We start from the raw sequence: 23,202 nt of genomic DNA, 5'->3' as shown, positions 1-23,202 counted from the left end.
CAGGTTTCCCGACGCACGGCTAATATCGGAAATTACTTACAGCGCGCTTCATCTGGGATGACAGCGAATGAGCCGCTCGGACAAGTGTCAATTCCATCTTTACTATAGGCAATTCAATAAAGACTATTTTCTAACTCGAAAAAAAAGTGCATGATTTACCTGCAGCTGGTTAACAACTACCGCTTCACTTGAACGTGACTGACCGCTGACCGTTAGTTTCTTCATCATCAGAAAGCGCTCAGAGGTTGGGTAGTGAACTGAAGGATCGAATCGGCCAGTAGCTTTTCGTTTTATCGCTTTGTCAGGCTGTAAACAGCCAACTACACTGTCGGAGTAACATTATTTGTCCAGACTTGCCGAGTTTCGCGCAGCAGAAAAAGCCCTTCAAGAACAGCTGGCTCAGCTGGAGTCCTTGAAGAATGACGCCGGACTGAAAAAGGAGATCGAATTCGAACAGAAGCTCCAGGCCTTGATGGGCAGCTACGGCAAGAGCCTGCGCGACATCGTCGCCATCCTCGACCCGAGAAGCTCGCTGCCACAGGCCGCCCCTGCTGGTATCAAGCGTCGTCGTGCACGCGTGGTCAAGGTTTATCAAAACCCGCACACCGGCGAACTGATTGAAACCAAAGGTGGTAACCACCGCGGTCTGAAGTCCTGGAAAGAGCAATACGGCGTCGATACCGTAGACTCCTGGCTTCGCGCTTGAACCGAGCGGTGTAACTAAAAGCCCTGCCTTGCAGGGCTTTTTATTGCCTGGTTACTTTACCGTTTCACCAATGCACTCCTCGTTCAGCGATCAGACAGGAAAGGAGTGATATATAATGCCGGACATGCGAAAAAAATCTATAAGGTAATATTTCTTACAATTAATTCCGATTATTCCTTTGGTGTAGCCTCTTGTTACTCATCGCTGTTTCACCCACCCGGAAGGTGACTGGGCAGATGAGAAAACAACACCGGATTACGCCATGGCATCAAGTGGTTTAGTGTTGTTTCAATGGATTGCGCTCAAGGCGCTCAATGTTAAGCCTTTTGCCACTAGCGTGTTGATGCGGTGACGGAGACGATGCCACGCGCATCGAACTGTCGCGGCGCGCATGGAAATGACATATTTCTTCACACTTTTTTCACATGGACTCTTACAGGATGGAGGCTGCTAAAGGATTAGCGCCCCAATGCCCGCTTCGGCGGGCTTCTTTATGCCTGCGATTTGGCCCCGGCATGACCAGCGCCCTGCCCTTTACTGGCTCACCACTAGTTGCAGGCTGTCGCGAATGTGCTGCACTTCATCCTTCGTTGCTACATAGCCATCAGCAGAACCGGCGTAAGAAAGTGCCCACGCAGTGTCCTTGTTAGCCGCCGCCACCAGCGTCTGCGTCATCACATGCCCACCGTTCTGGGTGATGGTGCAGGTGGTCTCCACAGAGGGCAGCGTGCTCAGCGTCCCTTCATGCACTTTGGTGCATACGCTCTGGAAACCGCCACGGGCAAAATTGACCTGAATCGACTTGCGCATTTCCAGCAGCACGCCCTGTACGTTGACCTCATGACCTGGTTGAAGGCGCGTCTGCGTCAACTCCATGACCATCAGCGGATCACCGTTCTGATCATTTTTGACCGCCCGTTGTCTCATCTGGATTGAGGGCTGCCCTTCGACCGCGGCCAACGGCGGCAGCGGTTCGACTTCCCAGCCGGCAGGCCAGGTGATCATCGCGTCGTCGGCATGGGCGCTGCCCATGGCCAACAGCATGCACAGGCTCAGCAGCGACGATCTGTAGTGCGGGTAAATCATGATAGGTACCACGCGGAATGTGAACCGGAAAGTCTGAGCCTGTCGCGCCCCGGGGACAAGACGCTTGTGTCATTTATTGACACACAGGTTTGGCACTCGGCGCCCTGCCCCGTATCATTCACTCATTAAGCGAACACTGAACCGGAGATTTCCATGAGCTTGCACGAACTGAACACCTTTGCCGGCGTCACCGCCGAACCGGACGTTGCGACACACGGCTTTGTGTTCAACCACACCATGTTGCGGGTCAAGGACGCCACTGCCGCCCTGGACTTCTACACCCGCGTGCTGGGCTTCAGCCTGGTGGAGAAACGTGACTTCCAGGAAGCCGAATTCAGCCTGTACTTCCTCGCCCTGGTGGACAAGGCGCAGATTCCTGCGGACAAGGCCGAGCGCACCCTTTGGATGAAATCCATCCCCGGTATTCTTGAACTGACCCACAACCACGGCACCGAAAACGATCCGGCGTTCGCCTACCACAATGGCAACACCGACCCGCGCGGGTTTGGCCATATCTGCATCTCGGTGCCGGACGTGGTGGCGGCTTGCGAACGGTTCGAAAGCCTCGGCGTACCCTTCCAGAAGCGTCTGGCGGACGGCCGCATGAACAGCCTGGCGTTCGTCAAGGACCCGGATGGCTATTGGGTCGAGATCATTCAGCCTGCGCCACTCTGATCGCAACGGTTGAAAAATAGACACAAAAAAAATCCCTCTATGACAGAGGGATTTTTTTGTGCAGCGTCACGACTTACTCGGGAGCCGAGGTGCGGATCAGGTGATCAAAAGCACTCAGCGAGGCTTTGGCGCCTTCGCCCAGGGCAATCACGATCTGCTTGAACGGCACGGTGGTCACGTCGCCCGCGGCGAAGATCCCGGGAATCGAGGTCTCACCACGGGCATCGACAATGATCTCGCCGCGGGGTGACAGCTCGATGGTGCCTTTGAGGAAGTCAGTGTTCGGCAGCAGACCAATCTGCACGAAGATACCTTCCAGCTCGACGCCGAGTTCTTCATCGTTCAAGCGGTTTCTGTAGCGCAGGCCGTTGACCTTCTGCCCATCGCCCAGCACTTCGAGGGTGTGCGCATTGGTCAACACGGTGACGTTCGGCAGGCTCAACAGCTTGCGCTGCAACACCGCGTCGGCGCGCAGTTGCACGTCGAATTCCAGCAGCGTTACGTGGCTGACGATACCGGCCAGGTCGATGGCTGCTTCGACGCCCGAGTTACCGCCGCCGACCACGGCAACGCGCTTGCCTTTGAACAGCGGACCGTCGCAATGCGGGCAGTAGGCAACGCCCTTGTTGCGGTATTGCTGCTCGCCTGGGACGTTCATTTCACGCCATCTTGCACCGGTGGCGAGAATCACGGTCTTGGACTTGAGCGACGCGCCATTGGCGAAGATCACTTCATGCAGCTCGCCGTCCTTGCCCGGAACCAGCTTGTCTGCGCGCTGCAGGTTCATGATATCGACTTCGTACTGCTTGACGTGTTCTTCCAGTGCCACGGCCAGTTGTGGACCTTCGGTGTGCTTCACGGAGATGAAGTTCTCGATGGCCATGGTGTCCAGCACCTGACCGCCGAAACGCTCGGCCGCGACGCCGGTACGGATACCTTTACGCGCTGCGTAGATCGCTGCTGCCGAACCGGCTGGGCCGCCACCGACCACCAACACATCAAAGGCTTCTTTGGCGTTGAGCTTGTCGGCCTGGCGATCACCGGCACTGGTGTCGAGCTTGGCGAGGATTTCTTCGATACCCATGCGGCCCTGACCAAACAGCTCACCGTTCAGGTAGATGCTCGGCACCGACATGATCTGGCGGTCAGTGACTTCAGCCTGGAACAGCGCGCCGTCGATGGCAACGTGCTTGATATTCGGGTTCAGCACCGCCATCAGGTTCAGCGCCTGGACCACGTCCGGGCAGTTCTGGCAGGTCTGGGAGAAGTAGGTTTCAAACGTGAACGCGCCGGTCAACGACTTGGCGTGTTCGATAGCGTCTGCGCTGGCTTTGGACGGGTAACCGCCGACTTGCAGCAGCGCCAGTACCAGCGAGGTGAATTCGTGGCCCATCGGGATGCCGGCAAAACGCAGGCTGATGTCTTGTCCCGGGCTGTTCAACGAGAACGATGGAGTACGCGCATCGGTGCCGTCGTCTTTTAAGGTAATCAGCGCCGACTGACTGGTCACGTCTTTGAGCAGCGCCAGCATTTCCTGGGATTTCGCGCCGTCATCAAGGGACGCGATGATTTCGATTGGACGGGAGATCCGTTCCAGGTACGACTTCAACTGAGCTTTTAGATTAGCGTCCAACATGCGGGCGATTTCCTGTTCATACCGTAGAAAAAACAACGCCCAGGCGATGGTCGCCCGGGCGTTTATGAGGGCGATGCGGCTTACTTGCTAAGAGCTCAGCGCCCTCAGTTGCTTCATAGCGATTTAGATCTTGCCAACCAGGTCAAGCGACGGAGCCAAGGTAGCTTCGCCTTCCTGCCATTTAGCCGGGCACACTTCGCCTGGGTGAGCAGCGACGTACTGAGCAGCCTTGATTTTGCGCAGCAGTTCGGAAGCGTCACGGCCTACACCGCCATCGTTCAGTTCAACGATTTTGATCTGGCCTTCTGGGTTGATCACGAAGGTGCCACGGTCAGCCAGACCTGCTTCTTCGATCAGCACGTCGAAGTTGCGGGAGATTTGCAGGGTCGGGTCACCGATCATGGTGTACTGGATTTTGCTGATGGCTGGCGAGGTGTTGTGCCAGGCTGCGTGGGCGAAGTGGGTGTCGGTCGAAACGCTGTAGATTTCAACGCCCAGCTTCTGGAACGCAGCGTAGTTGTCAGCCAGGTCTTCCAGCTCGGTTGGGCAAACGAAGGTGAAGTCAGCCGGGTAGAAGAACACCACAGACCACTTGCCTTTCAAGTCAGCGTCGGAAACGCTGACGAAGTCGCCGTTACGGTAGGCAGTGGCTTTGAATGGTTTGACTTGGCTGTTGATGATAGGCATCGGGTGAAGCTCCTGACGGTTGGGGAATCTGATGGGAAGGATCTTACGTAAAACCAACGACATAGGCTCATTGGCAAAGCTCATGCTGCTGATACGTTTTTACTATAAGAGATCTCTATTAATAGAAGAAATCTGTGACAGCTCTGAGTCGTCGCGGTTCAGCCTGAACGGTGTCGCCTCCACGTAGCGCAGCGCCGACTTCATGTCCTTCCAGCCGACGTAGCTCATCAGGGACTTGAGGTCCCAGCCGCTTTGGTGGGCCCAGCTGGCAAAGCCTCGACGCAACGAGTGACTGGTGTACTGCTCGGCGGCAATTCCCGCGCGCTCCAGCGCCTGACGCAACAACGGAATGATGCTATTGGCGTGCAGGCCCTCCTCGCTCAAGTTGCCCCAGCGATCAATGGCGCGAAACACCGGCCCGCGCACCAAGGCAGCGCAATTGAGCCATTCGATGTAAGCCTGCACCGGACAGAGGCGCTGCAAGGCCGGGGTTTGATAGGTTTTGCCGAGGTTATCCCGGTCACTTTTGCTGCGCGGCAGGTACAGACTGATGCCCGCGCCGGCAATCGCCTGCACGTGCTCGATCTGTAGACGGCACAGCTCATCACTGCGAAAACCGCGCCAAAACCCCAGCAGGATCAGCGCGGCGTCGCGACGGCTTCTCAGCAGTGCGGGCTGATCCGCTTCGCTCAACGCCTGGACAGCCTCTTGCTCCAGCCGGCCAACGACCTGCTCCAGGTGTTGCAACTGCAGCGGTTCGGCTTGTTTTTCTTGCGCGGGGTGCAGCGCGCGAATGCCCTTGAACACTTTGCGCACCACCGGCGCCTTGGTGGGATCGGGAAAACCCTGACTGCTGTGCCACTGCGCCAGCGCTGACAGGCGCAGTTTCAAGGTGTTAATCGATAACACCCCGGCGTACGCCGCCAGGTAGCGCGCCACACTGTCACTGGTTGCCGGCAGAAACCCGCCCCACGTCACTTCGAAGTGCTCAATGGCCGCCTTGTAGCTCCGCCGCGTGTTATCGCGGGTGGCCGCCGCTAGATAGCGATCGATGTCATTCATGGCGGGGAGATTCCATTGGTGTACCGAAAAGCACGGCTAAAAACCGATTCATGCCTATGACACGGGATAATACCAGTATATCCCGCGTGTCTTTTCATAAATAAAGCGTGAGTTATTGTATTGATATAGTATGTAATTACAGGGTACATACCACAGTACGAAATCGTAGGAGCATGACATGGCGCGCGGCGGTGTAAACAAGGCAGTGGTGCAGACGGCACGCATGGCGCTGCTGGCGCGCGGTGACCACCCGAGCATTGATGCGGTACGTATCGAGATGGGAAATACCGGATCGAAAACCACCATCCATCGCTACCTGAAAGAGCTGGATGAGGCGGACAGTCGTCGGGCAACGCCGCCGATTGAGATCGGCGACGAATTGAGCGAGCTGGTCAGTCGCCTGTCCCAGCGACTTCAGGAACAGGCACAAGAAACCGTCGAGCAGGCGCGCGAGGTGTTTGACTCGCAGCAAGAAGAGCTGCGCCAGACCCTGGCTCTCTCTCAGTTGCATCTGGCAGACCTGCAGCAAAAATTCGCGGCGCAAAGTGAAGTACTGAACAGTCAGAACCAGGCGCTGGAGCACACGCGACAAACCTTGCACGCCGAGCAAACCCTCACCGCACGCCTGCTCCAGGCGCAACAGGACCTGGAACTGCGGGTGCAGGACAAGGACGGCCAGATTCGTTCGTTGGAAGAGAAACACCTGCACGCCCGCGACGCGCTGGAGCACTATCGCAATGCAATCAAGGAACAACGCGAGCAGGAACAACGTCGCCATGAAGGGCAATTGCAGCAGGTGCAGATGGAGCTGCGTCAGGCGCAGCAAAGCGCGATGGTGCGCCAGGATGAAATCACCCAGCTCAATCGCGACAACGAACGCTTGCTGAGCGAAACCCGTAGCACCCTGCGCGAGCTGCAGGCGCGGGAAGATCAGCTGAGCAAATCAGCACAGGAAACAACGCGCCTCAGCAAGCGATACCAGAGCGCGCAGGCGCACCTGGAAATTGCGCAACTTGAAAGCGAACGATTGCAGACCTCGCTGAGCCAACAGCAGCAGTCACATCAAGCACTGCACGTGGAACTGATCAAAACCCAATTGACCCTGGAACAGCAACGTGCGGCCGCAGTGACCACGCAGGAAGATAATACGCACGGTGAAGAAGCCAGCACAAACGATGCAAATCGCCGATGATTACCCCTCAATCATCTTGCGCACCTTCAGCGCCAGTTCATCAATGGTGAACGGCTTGATCAGCATGTCCATGCCAGTATCGAGAAAGTCTGAGCGCACCTGGGCCGTGCGGGCATAGCCGGTCATGAACAACACACGTAAATCCGGGCGAAACTGTCGGGCGATTTCCGCCAGTTGCCGACCGTTAAGCCCCGGCAACCCCACGTCACTCACCAACAGATCGATCCGCGCCGAACTCTGCAACAGTGGCAGCGCGGTCTTGCTGTCACTGGCTTCCAGGGTCGAGTAACCCAGCTCGCGCAAGACATCGGTGACCAGCATGCGCACCGCCACTTCATCTTCCACCACCAACACCTGCTCACCCTGCTCCGCCCGTGGCGTGCCCAGCGTGTCCGGCTCAGCCATGTGCCGCTCGCCCTGCTGCAAATGACAGGGCAAGTACAAGTGAATGCGCGTACCTTCTTGCTCGACGCTGTCGATCTGCACGTGGCCACCGGTTTGCTTCATGAACCCGTAGACCATCGACAATCCCAGCCCCGTGCCCTGGCCGATGGGTTTGGTGGTAAAGAACGGATCAAAGGCGCGGTCGAGCACATCGGTCGACATGCCAAAACCACTGTCTTCGACGGTCAGCAGCACATACTCGCCCGGCGCCAGCGTGTCTTGCTGCACTTCGATCCGGGCCACGCTGGTGCCGATCGCCAGCCGCCCACCGTCCGGCATCGCATCCCGCGCGTTGATCACCAGGTTCAGCAGTGCGTTTTCCAATTGGTGCTCGTCGGTATTGGCCTGCCACAGTTGTGGCTGCAGATCGATACGCAACTCGATACTTTCGCCGATGGTACGGCGCAGCAACTCCTCCATCGACATCACCATCCGGTTGACGTCCACCGCTTGCGGGTTCAATGACTGGCGCCGGGCGAACGCCAACAGGCGATGGGTCAATGACGCCGCGCGATTGGCCGAGGTCATGGCGGCGTTGATGTATCGGTCGATTTCCCCCACGCGCCCGGCCGCTACCCGGCGCTGAATCAGGTCCAGAGCACCGAGCACGCCGGTCAACATGTTGTTGAAGTCATGGGCAATACCACCGGTGAGCTGGCCGATAGCGTCCATTTTCTGCGCGTGACGCAAGGCCTCTTCGGCGCTCTCGCGCTCGCTCATTTCGACCTGCAGCAGCTCGTTGATCACCACCATTTCCCGAGTGCGCTCAGCCACCCGCCGCTCCAGACTCTCATTCAGCTCGCGCAGCGCCTCTTCGGCATTGACCTGCGCGGTAATGTCGGTGTGCGTGCCAAGCCAGTGGGTGACGTGGCCCTGAGCATCACGAATCGGCAAGGCGCGGGATAAAAACCAGCTATAGCGACCGTCTTTGCCACGCAACGGAAAAGTGTCTTCCCACACCGAACCGGTGGCGAAGCAATGTTTGACCCGCGCCGTGACCCGCTTGAAGTGATCTGGATGATGCACCGAGCGCCAGCCCAGCGCCTGCATTGCCTCCAGCGAGGTGCCGGTGTAGTCGTACCAGCGTTTGTTGTACCAATAAATGTGCCCCGAAGGTTGGGCGGTCCAGGCCAACTGGCTCATGTTGTCCGCCAGTGTGCGAAATTGCAGTTCGCTTTCCCGCAGCGCCCGCTCGGCCCGCGCCCGCTCAATGGCCGACCAACTGCGATCAGCGATCTCGCGGACAAAGCTGACTTCCTCGTCACTCCAGACCCGCGGCTCCGCGACATGCAACAGCAACACCGTGCTCAGTTCGCCATGCTCCAGCAGCGGCACATTGATCAGCGCCCTGACCCCTCGTGCCTGCGGTACGCAATCGCCTTGCGCGGTGCGTGAATCCAGTTGGGTGTCGTTGACCACCACTGTCTCGCCGCGTTGCAGCATGTCGAGCAACGCGCCAAACTCACTCAAGCGGTAAGTGCCGACAACGCTGGGTGTCGCGCCGAATAACCAGTCCCAGTGAATATCGATACTGTTGCGTTCGACATCGACCGACGCGAAAGCGACGCGCTCGATATTCAAGGTCATGCCGAGAATCCGCCCGGCGGCCTGACGAATGTCCGCGCCTTCGGTTTTGTCGCGCAGCATATCCCCGAGAATCAGCAGCGCCGCCTGCAAACGTTCACCACGCGAGCGCTCGATGATCGTGCTCTCCAGCACCGCGTTGATCCGCCGCAAGTTTTCCTCGTTGTTGCGCTCACCGGAAATATCCCGCGCGGTACCGATCAAGCGCAGGGTGCCGTCATTTTCGCGCATGCGCCGGCCACGCACGGTAATCCAGTTTGGCAAGCCACCGGCGGCGGGCTGCACGCGAAAGTCAAGGCTGATATCACCCGCGGAACGCGCATCCAGTGCTTCGGCGATGTCCTGCACCAGGGCGCTACGGTCGTCGGGGTGAACCCTGGCCAGAAAATCTTCGACCGTCGGTTTGAGCCGCTCGCTCGACAAGCCGGCGATGGCCCGGGCCTGCGCATCAAAGTGCAGAACGTTGCGGCTGATGTTGTACTCCCACACCCCCACCGCCGCGATGGAGTTGGCGAGGCTGACCCGCTGCTCGGCTTCCTGCAACGCATTCTGCGCGCGAGCACGCTCTTCGGCAGCGCGGGTGCGATCCGCGACTTCGCGAACCAGGGCGATGTCCTCGTTCGACCACTGCCTGGGTTGATCGGCGCTGATGTACAGCAGCGCGTTGAACGGCCCGTCATTGGCCAGCGGCGCCATCAACAGACTGCGGATCGCAAAGTCCGTGTAGCGCTGAGCCCCGCGGGCCGTGCGTGGGTCGTTCAATACGTCGTCGATCACCACTGACTCGCCGCGACTCAGAACCCGGTGCAACTCCTCGCCATAGTCGCTGAGTCGATGCAGGCCGCGACTGCTGAGCGCCCCGCCTTGCAGCCACTCACTTTCAATCGCCAGCAAACCCTGGCTGTCGAAGCGGCCGTAACCGATGCGCTGAATGCCCAGCGTGTCGCCCAGGCTTTCCCCCAGGTTCAACACCACGTCTTCGGCGCTGACCGTGTCATGCAGTCGATCACTCAACTGCAACAAAAACGCCTGCCGTTGGTTGGCGCGCTGGCGCTCGTCAATGTCGACCGCGACCTCGGACCAACGTTGCAACGCTCGGCGCAACGCCAGCTGACTCATCACTTGCCGGGCGAGCATGGCCAGCCCCGCCAACTGTTGTTCAGACAAATGCCGGGGTTGAAGGTCCAGTACGCACAGCGCGCCCAGCGGCAAACCCTCGTCACTGAGCAATAACGCACTGGCATAAAAACGCGCGCCCGGAGGCCCGGCCACAAAGGGGTGCGAAGCAAAGCGTGAGTCCAGGCGCAAATCATCGATCACCAACCCTGCGGGCGAGAGGATCGACTGCGCACAAAACGATAGATCACGGGGTTTATCGCCTTCGGCCAGGCCGAACTGTGCTTTGGAGAATTGCCGATCGGCGTCGATCAGGTTGATCTGCGCCATCGGCACGCCACACAACTGCGCGGCTAGCGCGGCAATCTCATCGAAGGCGGGCTCCGCTGGGGTGTCCAGAATGTTGAAGCGAGCAAGGGCAGCGAGCCGCTCTTGCTCACTCCAGGGCGTTGTCGCCAAAAACCGTTGGCTGCTCAAGAAAAGGGTCCACGTCCTGAAAATATCTTCTGCAAGGCTCAAGTCTCGTCCTGAGTCTTGAGTGAGGTCTCGCCGTTAAAACGCCATTAACTGGCAACCGGCGTGCGCAACGTCACGAACTCCTCGGCAGCGGTTGGGTGTACCCCAATCGTGTCATCGAAAATCTGTTTGGTCGCCCCGGCCTTCAAGGCAACGGCCAGGCCCTGGACGATTTCGCCGGCATCCGGGCCGACCATGTGACAACCGAGGACTCGATCCGTGTCGGCGTCGACCACCAGTTTCATCAGGGTGCGTTCCTGGTCGTCGGTCATCGACAGCTTCATCGGGCGGAAGCGACTTTCAAAAATCTTTAGCGTGTGACCGGCTTTTCTTGCGTCTTCTTCGGTCAAGCCCACAGTGCCAATGTTCGGCAAGCTGAACACCGCCGTCGCAATATGGTTGTAATCCACCGGACGATAGGCCTCCGGTTTGAACAGGCGCCGGGCGACCGCCATGCCTTCGGCCAGCGCCACAGGCGTCAACTGCACGCCACCAATGATATCGCCCAGGGCGAGAATCGACGGTTCGTTGGTCTGATAAAGCGAGTCGACTGCAATAAAGCCGTTTTTGTCGAGTTTGACCTGAGTGTTTTCCAGACCGAGGTCGTCGACCATGGGCCGGCGCCCGGTGGCATAGAACACGCAGTCGGTGTTCAGTTGACGGCCATCCTTGAGCGACAGCTGCAAGCTGCCATCGGCCTGCTTGTCGATGCGCTCGATGTCTGAGTTGAACTGCAAGTCGATGCCGTGCTTGATCAACTCTTCTTTCAGGTGCACACGCACCGAACCGTCGAAACCGCGCAGGAACAGTTCGCCGCGATACAACTGGGTAACGTCGGCACCGAGACCGTTGAAGATCGAAGCGAATTCGACCGCTATGTAACCGCCACCTACGACTACGATGCGCTTGGGCAGTGTGTCGAGGAAGAAGGCGTCTTGCGAGGTGATGGCGTGTTCGGAGCCAGGAAACTCCGGCACCTGCGGCCAACCGCCAGTGGCGATCAGGATGTGCTCGGCGCTGTAGACCTGACCGTTGATTTCTACCCGATGCGGATCCAGCAGCTTGGCGTGGCCTTCATGCAAGGTGACACCGCTGTTGGTCAGCAGGCTGCGATACACATCATTGAGGCGCTGAATTTCGTGGTTTTTATTGTTGATCAACGTCGACCAATCAAACTCGGCCTTGCCGGCTGACCAGCCAAAACTTTCCGCGTGAGCGAAGTCTTCTGCGTAATGCGCGCCGTACACCAGCAGCTTTTTGGGTACACAACCGACATTGACGCAGGTGCCGCCCAGATAACGGCTTTCGGCAATCGCCACCCGCGCGCCGAAACCGGCGGAGAAGCGTGCTGCGCGGACACCGCCGGAACCGGCACCAATTACATAGAGATCGAAATCGTAGGCCATTATTGTCTCCATTGGCAGAGCGACAGCATAACCGCTAAGTGGCGATTGGTCAGTAAAGCTGCCTACGGGGGGCGCGGCGTCTGCCCCCCCCAGAAACAACAAAACCACCCGAAGGTGGCTTTGTTTTACACACCGCAGCGGGTTACTGAATCAGTAAGCCTTGCCGGTTTTGTAGAAGTGCTCGAAGCAGAAGTTGGTCGCCTCGATGTAACCTTCGGCGCCGCCGCAGTCGAAACGCTGGCCTTTGAACTTGTAGGCAATGACGCGACCTTCTTGCGCCTGCTTCATCAAGGCGTCGGTAATCTGGATTTCGCCGCCTTTGCCTGGCGCGGTTTCTTCGATCAACTTGAAGATGTCCGGCGTCAGGATGTAACGACCGATGATCGCCAGGTTCGATGGCGCATCTTCCGGCTTCGGCTTTTCAACCATGTTGGTGACGCGGTACACGCCACGCTTTTCATCGATCAGGTCGCCGGCAATAACGCCGTACTTGTTGGTTTCCTGCGGGTCAACTTCCTGGATCGCCACGATCGAGCAACCGTAGTGGTTGTACAACTTGACCATTTGCGCCAGAACGCCGTCGCCTTCCAGGTTTACGCAAAGGTCATCCGCCAGCACCACGGCGAACGCTTCGTTGCCGATCAGTGGACGACCGGTGAGGATCGCGTGACCCAGACCTTTCATCGCGGTTTGACGGGTGTAAGAGAAGGTGCACTCGTCGAGCAGGCGACGAATACCGACCAGGTATTTTTCCTTATCGGTGTCTTTGATCTGGTGTTCCAGCTCGTAGCTGATGTCGAAGTGGTCTTCCAGTGCGCGTTTGCCACGACCAGTAACGATGGAGATTTGGCTCAAACCTGCATCAAGTGCTTCTTCCACGCCGTACTGGATCAGCGGTTTGTTGACCACTGGCAGCATTTCCTTGGGCATGGCTTTTGTGGCTGGCAAAAAGCGCGTGCCGTAACCGGCTGCTGGGAACAAGCATTTCTTGATCATATAAGTCCTTATTAAAAAAGGCTGTGGCTGTTTTCGGCGCAGTCTAATCAGGCGGCGGTCACCTTACAATGCCCCTGCTGGCCTTCCCATGCCTAGGTAGAGGAATTCGTACACGGATAGTTCCATAAAATCGTCAAGATTACGTCTCCCCGAGACCGGCGGCATTGTCGATTGATGGCCAGACCAAGCGTAGCCGAGCGCGTCTGATTGCGCAGGAATTATGTGCAAGTAGTACCCGCAGGCGCCCTCGCGGCTTATCATGCGCGACTTGAGTCATTCAACGAGACCGATAGATGTCAGAAGCAAAAAGCGTCAACGGGTACCTGATCAGCAAACTGAAGGATGGCCAGTGGTGGTTGTCGGACGCCAGCGGCGAAGCCGTTGCCGGTCCGTTTGCCTCGGAAGCCGCCGCCACCGACGTAGCGGCCGTGCTCCAGGATCAACCCAAAGCCCCTGCCCGCCGCCGCTCCGGCCCCAAATCCTGACTTATCCAGCGCGGCCGCCGTTGATCACGAGCCGGAGATGCAAACCGTCGCTGCGTTCTGTACATCTTTGGAACGCAGCGGATTGTTGTACGACTGCTCATAAAGTTTGATCGAACTGCCGTTGTTGCTGCGCTCTTCGATGATTACCACGGCCGCCGGACCGGAACTGAGTTTTTGCGCGACGATCATGCGCAGTCCGCCATGATGGGGCTCGATCACGGGCGGTTTACGACTGTTAGCGAGTCTAGCCACCATGCAATCGGCATAAGCTTGCGGGCTTTTGCCGGAAATCACGCTCAAGGTCGGCGGTGAATGCTCGATGTCTTGCAAGCTGGCACAGCCAGTCATCGCCAGGGCTAAAACTACAACCGCCAATTTCATACAATTCTCCATTAAAAAGAGCTACGACCCCCGGAGACCCGATTAGATCCCTATTGACGTATTTTTATCAGCTATAAATGCAATAAAACCGAGGATAGCGGCTAAATACCAGCGCGCCCATGCTATCGTTTTGATTTTGCAGAAAAAGCCTTTTCGGAGACACCATGAAATTTGTTCACCAGCGCGAGCACCTCAACGAAGACGACATCGTCGTCATCGAGTGCTCCCAGCTCTGCAACATCCGTTTAATGAACGATGCCAACTTTCGCAGCTTCAAAAATGGCGGCCGTCATACCTACCACGGCGGCGCGTTCGACCGTTTCCCGGCAAAGATCGTTGCGCCGAGCACCGGTTTCTGGAACATCACCATAGACACCGCAGGGCGTAAAGCCGACACGGGCGGTGGTCGCAAGCCCGCCTTCACTCATACGATCAAAATCGTTCGTCGTTCGGCTTCGCGCTTGAGCTGATACCGCGTCAGGAAAGGAACCGTTTTGTGAGCACACCGACTGCTACCACCAAATACGCCATCAGCTACAAGTTGAATGGCGAGCGCCGCTTTGAGTTCGCCCAGTTGCAATCGGCCTCGGCCGAAGAAGCTACAGCAACCCTGGAAAAAATGCACAGCGGCAGCGACGACAAGATCACTGACGTCAAAGTGAGCAAAGCGCTGTAATCCGCACGCGCAAATGCCGACCATGATCCGACGCCAAGGCTCAGACCCCGCCACCTTCGATCTGTTCGCCGATGACGCCCCGCAAGCGCCACGCACCGAACAGATCGGCCCGCGCTCGTTTGTCCTGCGCGGCTTTGCCCTGCCGCTGGTCGAGCAATTGCTGCCGGCCTTGCAACAGGTCCTGAGCCAATCGCCCTTCCGGCACATGATCACACCCGGTGGCTTTACCATGTCGGCTGCGTTGAGCAGTTGCGGTCGACTGGGCTGGGTCACCGATCGCAGCGGTTATCGCTACACCGAGACCGATCCGCAGACGGGCCAGGCGTGGCCAGACATGCCTGAAGTATTCAGACAACTGGCCGAGACAGCCGCTGCCGAAGCGGGATTTCCGGGCTTCATTCCCGACGCCTGCTTGATTAACCGGTACGTCCCCGGCGCAAAGATGTCGATGCACCAGGACAAAAACGAACACAGCTATGAATGGCCGGTGGTCTCGATATCGCTGGGCATCCCGGCCATGTTCCTGTTCGGCGGCGATCAACGCAGCGACCCCAGCCAACGCATCCCGCTGTTTCATGGCGACGTGGTGGTCTGGGGCGGCGAAGACCGCCTGCGCTATCACGGCATCCTGCCGTTGAAGCAGGCGGATCATTCGTTGCTGGGTGAGCAGCGGATTAATTTTACCTTTCGTAAGGCGGATTAAACCGAGCGCTCACTCTCCCCCTGCCCACCCGCCCGCGCCTTCGCCGGGCACTGCGCCCGGTGCAGATTCAGCGCGGTGTTGATAATGCCGATATGGCTGAACGCCTGGGGGAAGTTGCCGAGCATGCGTTTGGCTCGCGGATCGTATTGCTCGGCCAATAACCCGACGTCGTTGCACAGGCCGCACAACCGGTCGAACAATGCTCGTGCATCGTCATGGCGCCCTTGCAAGACGTACACGTCTGCCAACCAGAACGAGCACACCAGAAAGGTGCCTTCGCTGCCCGCGACGCCATCCGCCGTGCGATCGGCGTCGTAGCGCAGCAGCAAGCCGTCTTGCATCAGGTTATTTTCGATGGCGGTGACGGTGCCGATCACTCGTGGATCGTCGGCGGGTAAAAAGCCGGTCAAGGCAATCTGCAGCAGGCTGGCATCCAGCGCTTTGGCGCCATAGGTCTGGACGAAGCTGCCCAGCTCGGGATCAAAGCCATGACGGCAGACATCGGCGTGCACTTCGTCAGCCACCGCGCGGTAATGCGCAGCCCATTGGCGTTCTTCGTCGGTTTTTGCGCTCTCGAGGGCAAACTGCGCGTTGCGATCGAAAGCGACCCAGGCCATGACTTTGGAATGGGTGAAGTGCCGGGCGTCGGCGCGAATTTCCCAAATGCCCTTGTCCGGCTGGTGCCAGACTTTTTCCAGAAACGGCATGATCACCTTGATAATCGCCGCACTGCGCGCCGGCCGGGGCAGACCGCCTTTGGCCGCGTGATTCATCGCATCGGCGACTTCGCCGAACACGTCCAGTTGCACTTGCGTCGCGGCAGCGTTGCCGATCCGCACCGGCTGCGACTGTTCATAGCCGCTGAGCCAGGGCAATTCGTACTCCGGCAAACGACGCTCGCCACCCAGACCGTACATGATCTGAATCTGTTCTGGGTTACCCGCCACCGAGCGCAGCAACCAGGCGCGCCAGGCCTCGGCCTCTTCGTAGTAACCGAGGTTCATGAAGGCCAACAAGGTCATGGTGGCGTCGCGCAGCCAGCAGAAGCGGTAATCCCAATTGCGTTCGCCACCCAGTTGCTCAGGCAACGAGGTGGTCACGGCGGCGACGATGCCGCCGGTGGGTTCGTAGGTCAGTGCCTTGAGGGTGATGAGCGAACGTTTGACCGCTGCCGACCACTCACCGACCTCCGGACAGCGCTCGGAAAACGTCAGCCAGAATTGTTCGGTGTGTTTCAGCGCCTGCTCACCGTCGATGCCCGCATGCACGCCTTGGGTCGAAGGTTGATGGCTGAGCACGAAGACCTTGCGCTCGCCCGGTTCGACCGCAAAATGGGCGCCAGTGTGATGATCCAGCGCGTGCAGAGGTGTCGGTGTGTGCAGGATCAACATCTCGGGACCGGCGACGGCGGTCAGCGTGTGCGGGTCTTTCATCTCTACCCACGGCACACTGCTGCCGTAATCGAAGCGCATGGCCAGGTCCATGTCGAACTCAACGCGACCTTCGAGACCGACCACGATCCGTACCACGCTGCTGGCAGTCTCGACTGGCATGAAATCGATCAGCAATGCACGACCGTTGTCAGTCTCGAACAGCGTTTCCAGAATCAGCGTGCCCTCACGGTAGTGGCGCTCGCTGCGGTTGACCGGCGCGGACGGGCTGATTTTCCAGCGCCCGTTATCACTGTCGCCGAGTAAAGCGGCGAAGCAAGCCGGGGCATCAAAGCGGGGGAAACAGAGCCAATCCAGCGAGCCATCTTTTGCGACCAGCGCGGCAGTCTTGCAATTGCCGAGCACTGCGTAGTCTTCAATCAATGCAGCCATGGCACAGGTATCCGAAAGGTCAGTGAATGAGTGTTCGGAAAACGGGCCTGTCTGCGCCAGGCCCGTCAAAAGGATCAATCACCTGGGCAGCAGGTAGCGCCGAATGGCGTGCGCCAGCCCATCGTCGAGGTTGCTGTCGGTGATGTAATTCGCCTGACTGCGCACGCTCTCCTCGCCCTGCCCCATGGCGATCGACAGCCCTGCCTGACGGAACATGGATATGTCGTTACCGCCGTCGCCGATGGCAGCGCACTGCGCCAGTGGCAACCCAAGGTGCTCGGCCAACGTCACCAGCGCCGTGCCTTTATTGGCGTCCACCGCGTTGACGTCCAGATAGTACATCTGCGACCGCGACGCCAGGGCCTGACCCTCGATCTGCGGATTCAGCTGCGCTTCCAGGCGTTTCAGCAGCTCGTGATCGGCACTGGCGGCGACGATTTTGTCGATGCGATCCAGGTACGGTTCGAAGCTGAGCACCAGCACCGGGTCATAACCCAATGTGTGGTGCTCATGCTCGACGTAAGCGCCGTTGAGGTCGCGCAGCAACCACTGATCATCGGCGAACACCCAGACCGAACAGTCCTGCCCTTCGAACATCGCCAGGCTGGCCATCGCGGCCGCCTGGGGAATGCGATGCGCCGAGAGCAGGCTGCCGTCGGGATTGATGATGTTGCCGCCGTTGAACGCCACCGTCGGCAGATCGATGCCCAACGCCTCGATCTGCTGGCGCATGGCGCGCGGCGGTCGACTGCTGGCCAGGGTGAAATGAATACCAGCAGCGCGCAATTGCCTGATCGCCTCGATATTCGCTTCACTCAAGCTGTGGTCGGGACGCAACAACGTGCCGTCGATGTCGGACAACAGAAAGCGGATGAGGGACTGCGCGGGTTCGTTCATCCGAGACTGCGCCATTCGCGGCCGTCGCGGGCCAACAACTCATCCGCCGCCTCCGGACCTTCGCTGCCCGCCTGGTAGTGATCAAGGCTGCAACCCTTGGCCCAGGCATCGAGGAACGGCTGCACCGCACGCCAGCCGTTTTCAATGTTATCGGCGCGCTGGAACAGGGTTTGATCACCGGTCAGGCAGTCATAGATCAGCGTTTCGTAACCGGTAGACGGTTGCATTTCAAAGAAGTCTTTGTAGGCAAAGCCCAATTCAACGTTTTGCGTGTCCAGGGTCGGCCCCGGACGCTTGGCTTGCAGATCGAACCACATGCCTTCGTTCGGCTGGATCTGGATGTTCAAGTAGTTGGGTTTGAGGGCGTCGACTTCGGTGTCACGAAATTGCGCATAGGGCGCCGGTTTGAAGCAAATGGCGATCTCGGTGTCGCGTGCGCTCAGGCGTTTGCCAGTGCGCAGGTAGAACGGCACGCCGACCCAGCGCCAGTTGTCGATCATGACTTTGAGCGCGACGTAGGTCTCGGTGCAGCTCTCCGGTGAGACGTTGGGTTCTTGCCGATAGCCTGCGACGTCTTTGTCTGCGATGGTGTTTTCGGTGTACTGACCGCGCACCGAGTTGGCCAACGCTTCCTCTTCCGACCAAGGGCGAATGGCTCCGATCACCTTGGCCTTCTCGCCGCGAACCGCATCGGCACCAAAAGCCGCCGGCGGTTCCATCGCCACCATCGCCAGCAGTTGGAACAAATGGTTGGGCACCATGTCACGCAGCGCGCCGGTGTGTTCGTAGAAACTGCCACGGGTTTCAACCCCGACCGTTTCCGCAGCGGTGATTTGTACGTGGTCGATGTAGTGGTTATTCCAGAACGATTCGAACAGCCCGTTGGAGAAGCGGCTGACCAGAATGTTCTGCACCGTCTCTTTGCCCAGGTAATGGTCGATGCGGTAGATCTGCTTCTCCGACATCACCTTGAGCAAACAGGCGTTCAACGCAACGGCGCTGGGCAAATCCGAACCGAAGGGTTTTTCGATTACCACCCGACGGAACGCATCATCGGTTTCCACCAGTAATCCCGAAGAGCCCAGGCGTTTTGCGACTTCGCTGAAAAAGCGCGGTGCCGTGGCCAGGTAGAACACTGCGTTGCCGGTGCCGGTGGCCTGGATTTTTTTCTCGATGTCGCTGTAGGTGGAATCGTCGAGAAAATCACCCTGCACGTAGCTGATACGGCTGGCCAGTTGCGCCCAGAGTTCCGGGTCCAGCGGCTCCGCGCCACCTTCAGCCACTTTGCTAGCGGCTTCCTGGCGAATGAAGTCCTCGAGCTTCTTGGCGAAGTCGGCATCACTGATCGCATTATGGTCGACGCCCACGATGTGAATGCCGTCGCCCAGCAGGCCATCGCGGCTCAGGTTATACAACGCCGGCATCAGCAGGCGTTTGACCAGGTCACCATGGGCCCCGAACAGAAACAGGGTCGTGGCAGGTGCGACGGCTGGTTTTTGCTTGGAGTTGGTGCGCGTCAGGCCCATTATTTTGGTCCTTCTTTATGACCACCGAAGCCAAATCGCATGGCCGACAGCAATTTATCGCCGTAGGTGCTCTGTTGACGGGAACGGAAGCGGGCAAACAACGAACTGGACAGCACCGGCACCGGCACCGACTGCTCCATGGCCGCTTCGATGGTCCAGCGCCCTTCACCGCTATCCGCCACCGAACCGGAGTACGCGTTCAGCTGCGGATCGGTGGCCAGTGCGTCGGCGGTCAGGTCCAGCAACCAGGACGAGACCACGCTGCCGCGACGCCAGACTTCGGCGATGTCCGCCACGTTGAGGTCGAAACGCTGATCTGCCGGCAGGTTTTCCGAGCCCTTGGTCTTGAGGATGTCGAAACCTTCGGCGAAGGCCTGCATCATTCCGTATTCAATGCCGTTGTGGATCATCTTCACAAAATGCCCGGCACCGGCGGGACCGGCGTGAATGTAGCCGCGCTCGGCACGGTCGTCGGTAGCGGTACGGTCCTTGGTGCGCGGGATCGAACCCAGGCCCGGCGCCAGACTGTCGAACAGCGGGTCGAGACGCTTCACCACCTCGGCGTCGCCGCCGATCATCATGCAGTAACCACGCTCCAGGCCCCAGACACCGCCGGAAGTGCCCACATCTATATAGTGCAGTTGTTTTTGCGTGAGGCTTTGCGCGCGGCGGATATCGTCTTTATAGAAGGTGTTGCCACCGTCGATGATCACATCGCCCGGCTCCAGCAGTGTGCTGAGGGTCTCGATGGTTTCTTCAGTCGGGGCGCCAGCCGGCAGCATGACCCAGATAGCCCGAGGTTTATCCAGCGCGGCAACCATCGCCGGCAGATCGGCGACGGCGGTCGAGCCTTCTTTGGCGAGGGTCGCGCGGGACGCCTCGTCACGGTCGTAGACCACGGTCGTGTGATCGTTGAGCATCAACCGTCTTGCGATATTGCCGCCCATGCGGCCCAAACCAATAATCCCAAGTTGCATGTGGTGGTGCTCCTCAACACAAATAAAGGGGTGCCTCACCTTATAGCCCAGCAGCGCATAAAGGGTTAGCCCAGAGAGTCTGGACCCGTTTTGCCAACGGCAGGGGGCCTGGTGAGCCTGCCAATACCGCCTATTGTCGCGATCAAGAAAGCTTCGCGACACCAAAAAATGAAAAATCTGTCATCACGCCCTAAAAGGGGGCCTGGATTGAACGTCATCAGTCGAGGGCGTAGCCGTGTTACCCCGCCTTCGAACGCATCGAAGGAGTCCTGGCGAATGACTCGCCCCCCCCCAGGGTCCTGGTCCTGATAGGTCGGACCGGCCATGCGCCGCAACGTTCCACTGCGCACACTGAGTTAGCGTTACTTGGGTGGCAGCGTTTTCTTACACCCAGGAGTTGTCCCAAAGCGTCATCTTCGTCATGTTCGAGTCCAACGTCTCGGAAGCCGGCGAGTCCATGACTCAGTTGCTGATCGGCCTGATGCGGCAATTGAGGCATGCCACCGATCTCCTGTTGCCGCTGCCCAATGCCGGGCATTCCCTGCCCAAAAACAAGTCACCCACGCCCCCTGACCCACTCAACCTGCACCGAGAAATGGCGCCGCATTTCCTGCGTTCGTTTTCGAGGCATTCGAGATCACGGTACCTTTCTGTGCCAGCCACCGCCCAAACTGGCAAATTGTCGAACAATCCGACGAATGGCAAGGCAGTCCGTTTGCACGTTTGCGCGCAGCCGAAAATCACTATCTAAGTGGGAAATACCATCTAATCTGTCAATTGTTGAACAATCTTGAACCCTTGAACCGCACGCCAGACGTCTTCGCAAAAAAAACTCGAAACTTTAAGTTTCTCAAGTGGGTCATGATGAAAGAGAGCCTAAGCTATCCGCGTGACCCGAGTTCTGGCTCTGCCCCCTGTCCTGCGACAACGCAACCGGTAAATGGGTACTGATCTTGCGTAGTGCTTGTGTGCCTGGCCATAGGACATGGCCAACGACAAATCTTGTGCAGCACCAACACTGTATTGAATGGGAGAAAAAGATGATTAGCGCCGCTGTCAAAACCCAGAAGGGAGAGAGTTTTAACCAGCCGGCCAGCGAGCTGACCCATCTGCAGGGTTTCGCATCGACGAGCGCTCCACTGCTGCCATTACCGCCTACACAGCCAAGCATCTCGCCGACCAACAGAAGAAAAATCCTGTTTGTGACTTCGGAGATGGCTGATCTGGTGAAAACCGGAGGCCTGGGTGATGTTTCTGCCGCACTGCCGCGCGCCATGCGCCACCTTCACGATGTACGCGTGCTGATCCCCGGTTACCCACAAGTGATCAATAGCGGAAACCCGATCCATATCATCAGCGAACTGGGGGGCTTTGCTGCCCTGCCCCCGTGCAAAATCGGCAGGATGGACACCAAAGACGGTCTGGTCATTTACGTATTGATCTGCCCCGAATTGTACGAACGCGAAGGCACGCCATACGGCGACAATCACGGTCGCGACTGGTCCGATAACCACATCCGCTTCGCTCGCCTGGGCCTCGCCGCAGCAGATTTCGCCGCTGGCCTGGTCAAGACCCAATGGTGTCCTGAGCTGGTTCACGCCCATGACTGGCCTGCAGGCCTGGCACCGGCGTACATGAGCTGGCGCGGTCAGAGCACGCCCTCCATTTTCACCATTCACAACCTGGCGTATCAGGGCACTGTCAGCACCGGCTGCAACCGTGAACTGGGGATTCCCGATCAAGCACTGGGTGCCGAGGGCATGGAGTTCTACGGCAAGCTCTCGTTCATCAAGGCCGGCATGGCGTACGCCAGCCACATCACTACGGTGAGCGCGACCTACGCCAAGGAAATCACCACCGCCGAATTCGGCTGCGGGCTTGAAGGCTTCCTGCAAAGCAAAGCCGAACTGGGGCTGCTCAGTGGCATTCCAAACGGCATCGATGCCAGTTGGGATGCATCCACCGATGAACACCTGATCTGCCGCTTTGCACCCAACGAATGGCAACGCAAAGAGATCAACGCCGATCACGTTCGCGAGTTGTTCGAGCTCGAGCCTTCTACGGGCCCATTGTTCGCCGTGGTCTCGCGCCTGGTGTTCCAGAAAGGCCTGGACTTGACCATCGGCGTGGCTGAACAGATCGTCAACGAGGGCGGGCAAATCGCGATCATTGGTCGCGGCGAGCCTGAGGAAGAAGACGCCATGCGCGAACTGGCCCTGCGCTTTCCTGGCCAGATCAGTGTGCGCATTGGCTTCAACGAAACTGACGCGCGTCGCATGTTTGCCGGCAGTGACTTTTTGCTGATGCCATCGCGTTACGAGCCGTGCGGCTTGAGCCAGATGTATGCCCAGCGCTTTGGTTCGTTGCCAGTGGCGCGTAACACGGGCGGTTTGGCGGACACCATCGAAGATGGCCTGACCGGTTTTCTGTTTAATGAGTCGACCGTTGAAAGCTATTCCGAGGCGCTGACGCGGGCGTTCAAGGTCTTCGCCAACCCGGAGTTGCTCAATGCCATGCGTTGCCGCGCGATGGCAGCCCCGTTCAACTGGCATCAGGCCGTGGAGCCCTACGCCGAGCTGTATCAGGAGCTGCTGAAAACCAACGCAGGTGCTACCGCACATAATTAAG

Annotated in this window: 21 protein-coding genes; 9 read left to right on the top strand and 12 right to left on the bottom strand. The window is 58.5% G+C overall.

All coding sequences use genetic code 11. The features are described 5' to 3' along the window. Positions 1-343 precede the first annotated feature (343 nt). Entirely contained in the window at positions 344-706 is a 363-nt protein-coding gene (locus ACF0H7_RS15185) for a histone-like nucleoid-structuring protein, MvaT/MvaU family (protein ID WP_397453546.1), read from the top strand. A gap of 534 nt (positions 707-1,240) precedes the next feature. Here ACF0H7_RS15185 and ACF0H7_RS15180 read toward each other — a convergent pair. After that, complete coding sequence (locus ACF0H7_RS15180) at positions 1,241-1,792, bottom strand: DUF4946 domain-containing protein (protein ID WP_397453545.1); 552 nt, start codon at positions 1,790-1,792, stop codon at positions 1,241-1,243. A gap of 153 nt (positions 1,793-1,945) precedes the next feature. Here ACF0H7_RS15180 and gloA point away from each other — a divergent pair, with 153 nt between their 5' ends. Then, positions 1,946-2,467 (top strand): lactoylglutathione lyase, encoded by a 522-nt coding sequence (gene gloA, locus ACF0H7_RS15175; protein WP_397453544.1) that lies wholly within the window; start codon positions 1,946-1,948, stop codon positions 2,465-2,467. A 73-nt stretch (positions 2,468-2,540) separates the two neighbouring features. Here gloA and ahpF read toward each other — a convergent pair whose 3' ends face one another. The 3 genes from ahpF to ACF0H7_RS15160 form a co-directional block, all read right to left on the bottom strand. Continuing rightward, positions 2,541-4,103, bottom strand: coding sequence for an alkyl hydroperoxide reductase subunit F (ahpF, locus tag ACF0H7_RS15170; protein WP_397453543.1), 1,563 nt, complete (start codon positions 4,101-4,103; stop codon positions 2,541-2,543). A 123-nt stretch (positions 4,104-4,226) separates the two neighbouring features. Then, positions 4,227-4,790, bottom strand: a complete 564-nt coding sequence (gene ahpC / locus ACF0H7_RS15165) for an alkyl hydroperoxide reductase subunit C (protein ID WP_397453542.1) — start codon at positions 4,788-4,790, stop codon at positions 4,227-4,229. A 102-nt stretch (positions 4,791-4,892) separates the two neighbouring features. Continuing rightward, complete coding sequence (locus ACF0H7_RS15160; protein ID WP_397453541.1) at positions 4,893-5,852, bottom strand: site-specific integrase; 960 nt, start codon at positions 5,850-5,852, stop codon at positions 4,893-4,895. Between the two features lie 178 nt (positions 5,853-6,030). Here ACF0H7_RS15160 and ACF0H7_RS15155 point away from each other — a divergent pair, with 178 nt between their 5' ends. After that, positions 6,031-7,044 carry a DNA-binding protein gene (locus ACF0H7_RS15155; RefSeq protein WP_397453540.1) on the top strand — a complete coding sequence of 338 codons (1,014 nt, stop codon included), beginning with the start codon at positions 6,031-6,033 and terminating at the stop codon, positions 7,042-7,044. Here the strand turns inward: ACF0H7_RS15155 and ACF0H7_RS15150 are convergent, their stop codons facing one another. From ACF0H7_RS15150 to galU, 3 genes are all read right to left on the bottom strand, one after another. Beyond that, the gene (locus tag ACF0H7_RS15150; protein ID WP_397453539.1) at positions 7,045-10,665 is read right to left on the bottom strand and encodes a GAF domain-containing protein; all 3,621 of its coding nucleotides are present in this window, start codon (positions 10,663-10,665) and stop codon (positions 7,045-7,047) included. 86 nt (positions 10,666-10,751) lie between these two features. Beyond that, on the bottom strand, positions 10,752-12,110 hold the full coding sequence (gene gorA / locus ACF0H7_RS15145; RefSeq protein ID WP_397453538.1) for a glutathione-disulfide reductase: 1,359 nt from the start codon (positions 12,108-12,110) through the stop codon (positions 10,752-10,754). Positions 12,111-12,260: 150 nt separating this feature from the next. Beyond that, positions 12,261-13,106: a UTP--glucose-1-phosphate uridylyltransferase GalU gene (galU, locus tag ACF0H7_RS15140; RefSeq protein ID WP_397453537.1), complete on the bottom strand. Its 846-nt coding sequence runs from the start codon at positions 13,104-13,106 to the stop codon at positions 12,261-12,263. Between the two features lie 293 nt (positions 13,107-13,399). Between galU and ACF0H7_RS15135 the strand changes: the two genes are divergently transcribed. Continuing rightward, entirely contained in the window at positions 13,400-13,591 is a 192-nt protein-coding gene (locus ACF0H7_RS15135; RefSeq protein ID WP_397453536.1) for a hypothetical protein, read from the top strand. Between the two features lie 24 nt (positions 13,592-13,615). On the opposite strand, the gene ACF0H7_RS15130 is transcribed toward ACF0H7_RS15135, so the two are convergent. Further along, positions 13,616-13,972 carry a hypothetical protein gene (locus tag ACF0H7_RS15130; RefSeq protein WP_397453535.1) on the bottom strand — a complete coding sequence of 119 codons (357 nt, stop codon included), beginning with the start codon at positions 13,970-13,972 and terminating at the stop codon, positions 13,616-13,618. Positions 13,973-14,136: 164 nt separating this feature from the next. On the opposite strand from ACF0H7_RS15130, the gene ACF0H7_RS15125 reads away from it, so the two are divergent. From ACF0H7_RS15125 to alkB, 3 genes are read left to right on the top strand one after another with little or no spacing between them, the layout of a single operon-like run. Continuing rightward, a complete protein-coding gene (locus ACF0H7_RS15125; RefSeq protein ID WP_397453534.1) occupies positions 14,137-14,442 on the top strand; it encodes a DUF1883 domain-containing protein in 306 nt (101 codons plus the stop codon). A gap of 26 nt (positions 14,443-14,468) precedes the next feature. Continuing rightward, positions 14,469-14,648, top strand: coding sequence for a hypothetical protein (locus tag ACF0H7_RS15120; protein WP_299833236.1), 180 nt, complete (start codon positions 14,469-14,471; stop codon positions 14,646-14,648). A gap of 13 nt (positions 14,649-14,661) precedes the next feature. Then, positions 14,662-15,351: a DNA oxidative demethylase AlkB gene (alkB, locus tag ACF0H7_RS15115; RefSeq protein WP_397453533.1), complete on the top strand. Its 690-nt coding sequence runs from the start codon at positions 14,662-14,664 to the stop codon at positions 15,349-15,351. On the opposite strand, the gene ACF0H7_RS15110 is transcribed toward alkB, so the two are convergent. The 4 genes from ACF0H7_RS15110 to gnd form a co-directional block, all read right to left on the bottom strand. Continuing rightward, positions 15,348-17,174 (bottom strand): glycoside hydrolase family 15 protein, encoded by a 1,827-nt coding sequence (locus ACF0H7_RS15110; protein WP_397453532.1) that lies wholly within the window; start codon positions 17,172-17,174, stop codon positions 15,348-15,350. The genes alkB and ACF0H7_RS15110 overlap by 4 nt on opposite strands. A 78-nt stretch (positions 17,175-17,252) precedes the next feature. Next, positions 17,253-18,071 (bottom strand): HAD family hydrolase, encoded by an 819-nt coding sequence (locus ACF0H7_RS15105; protein WP_397453531.1) that lies wholly within the window; start codon positions 18,069-18,071, stop codon positions 17,253-17,255. Then, the gene (zwf, locus tag ACF0H7_RS15100; protein ID WP_397453530.1) at positions 18,068-19,597 is read right to left on the bottom strand and encodes a glucose-6-phosphate dehydrogenase; all 1,530 of its coding nucleotides are present in this window, start codon (positions 19,595-19,597) and stop codon (positions 18,068-18,070) included. The genes ACF0H7_RS15105 and zwf overlap by 4 nt, the downstream gene beginning before the upstream one ends. Next, complete coding sequence (gnd, locus tag ACF0H7_RS15095) at positions 19,597-20,598, bottom strand: phosphogluconate dehydrogenase (NAD(+)-dependent, decarboxylating) (protein ID WP_397453902.1); 1,002 nt, start codon at positions 20,596-20,598, stop codon at positions 19,597-19,599. Before gnd ends, zwf begins: the two co-directional genes overlap by 1 nt. Before the next feature lie 397 nt (positions 20,599-20,995). Here gnd and ACF0H7_RS15090 point away from each other — a divergent pair, with 397 nt between their 5' ends. Together ACF0H7_RS15090 and glgA are read left to right on the top strand one after the other, a co-directional pair. Beyond that, positions 20,996-21,325: a hypothetical protein gene (locus ACF0H7_RS15090; protein WP_397454101.1), complete on the top strand. Its 330-nt coding sequence runs from the start codon at positions 20,996-20,998 to the stop codon at positions 21,323-21,325. A 289-nt stretch (positions 21,326-21,614) separates the two neighbouring features. After that, positions 21,615-23,201: a glycogen synthase GlgA gene (gene glgA / locus ACF0H7_RS15085; RefSeq protein WP_397453529.1), complete on the top strand. Its 1,587-nt coding sequence runs from the start codon at positions 21,615-21,617 to the stop codon at positions 23,199-23,201. Position 23,202: the final 1 nt, after the last annotated feature.

The organism is Pseudomonas sp. NA-150, from assembly GCF_044336365.1.
GTDB lineage: Bacteria > Pseudomonadota > Gammaproteobacteria > Pseudomonadales > Pseudomonadaceae > Aquipseudomonas.
The sequence above is the reverse complement of the archived record's forward strand: the minus strand, read 5'-3'. Positions and strand labels throughout refer to the sequence as shown.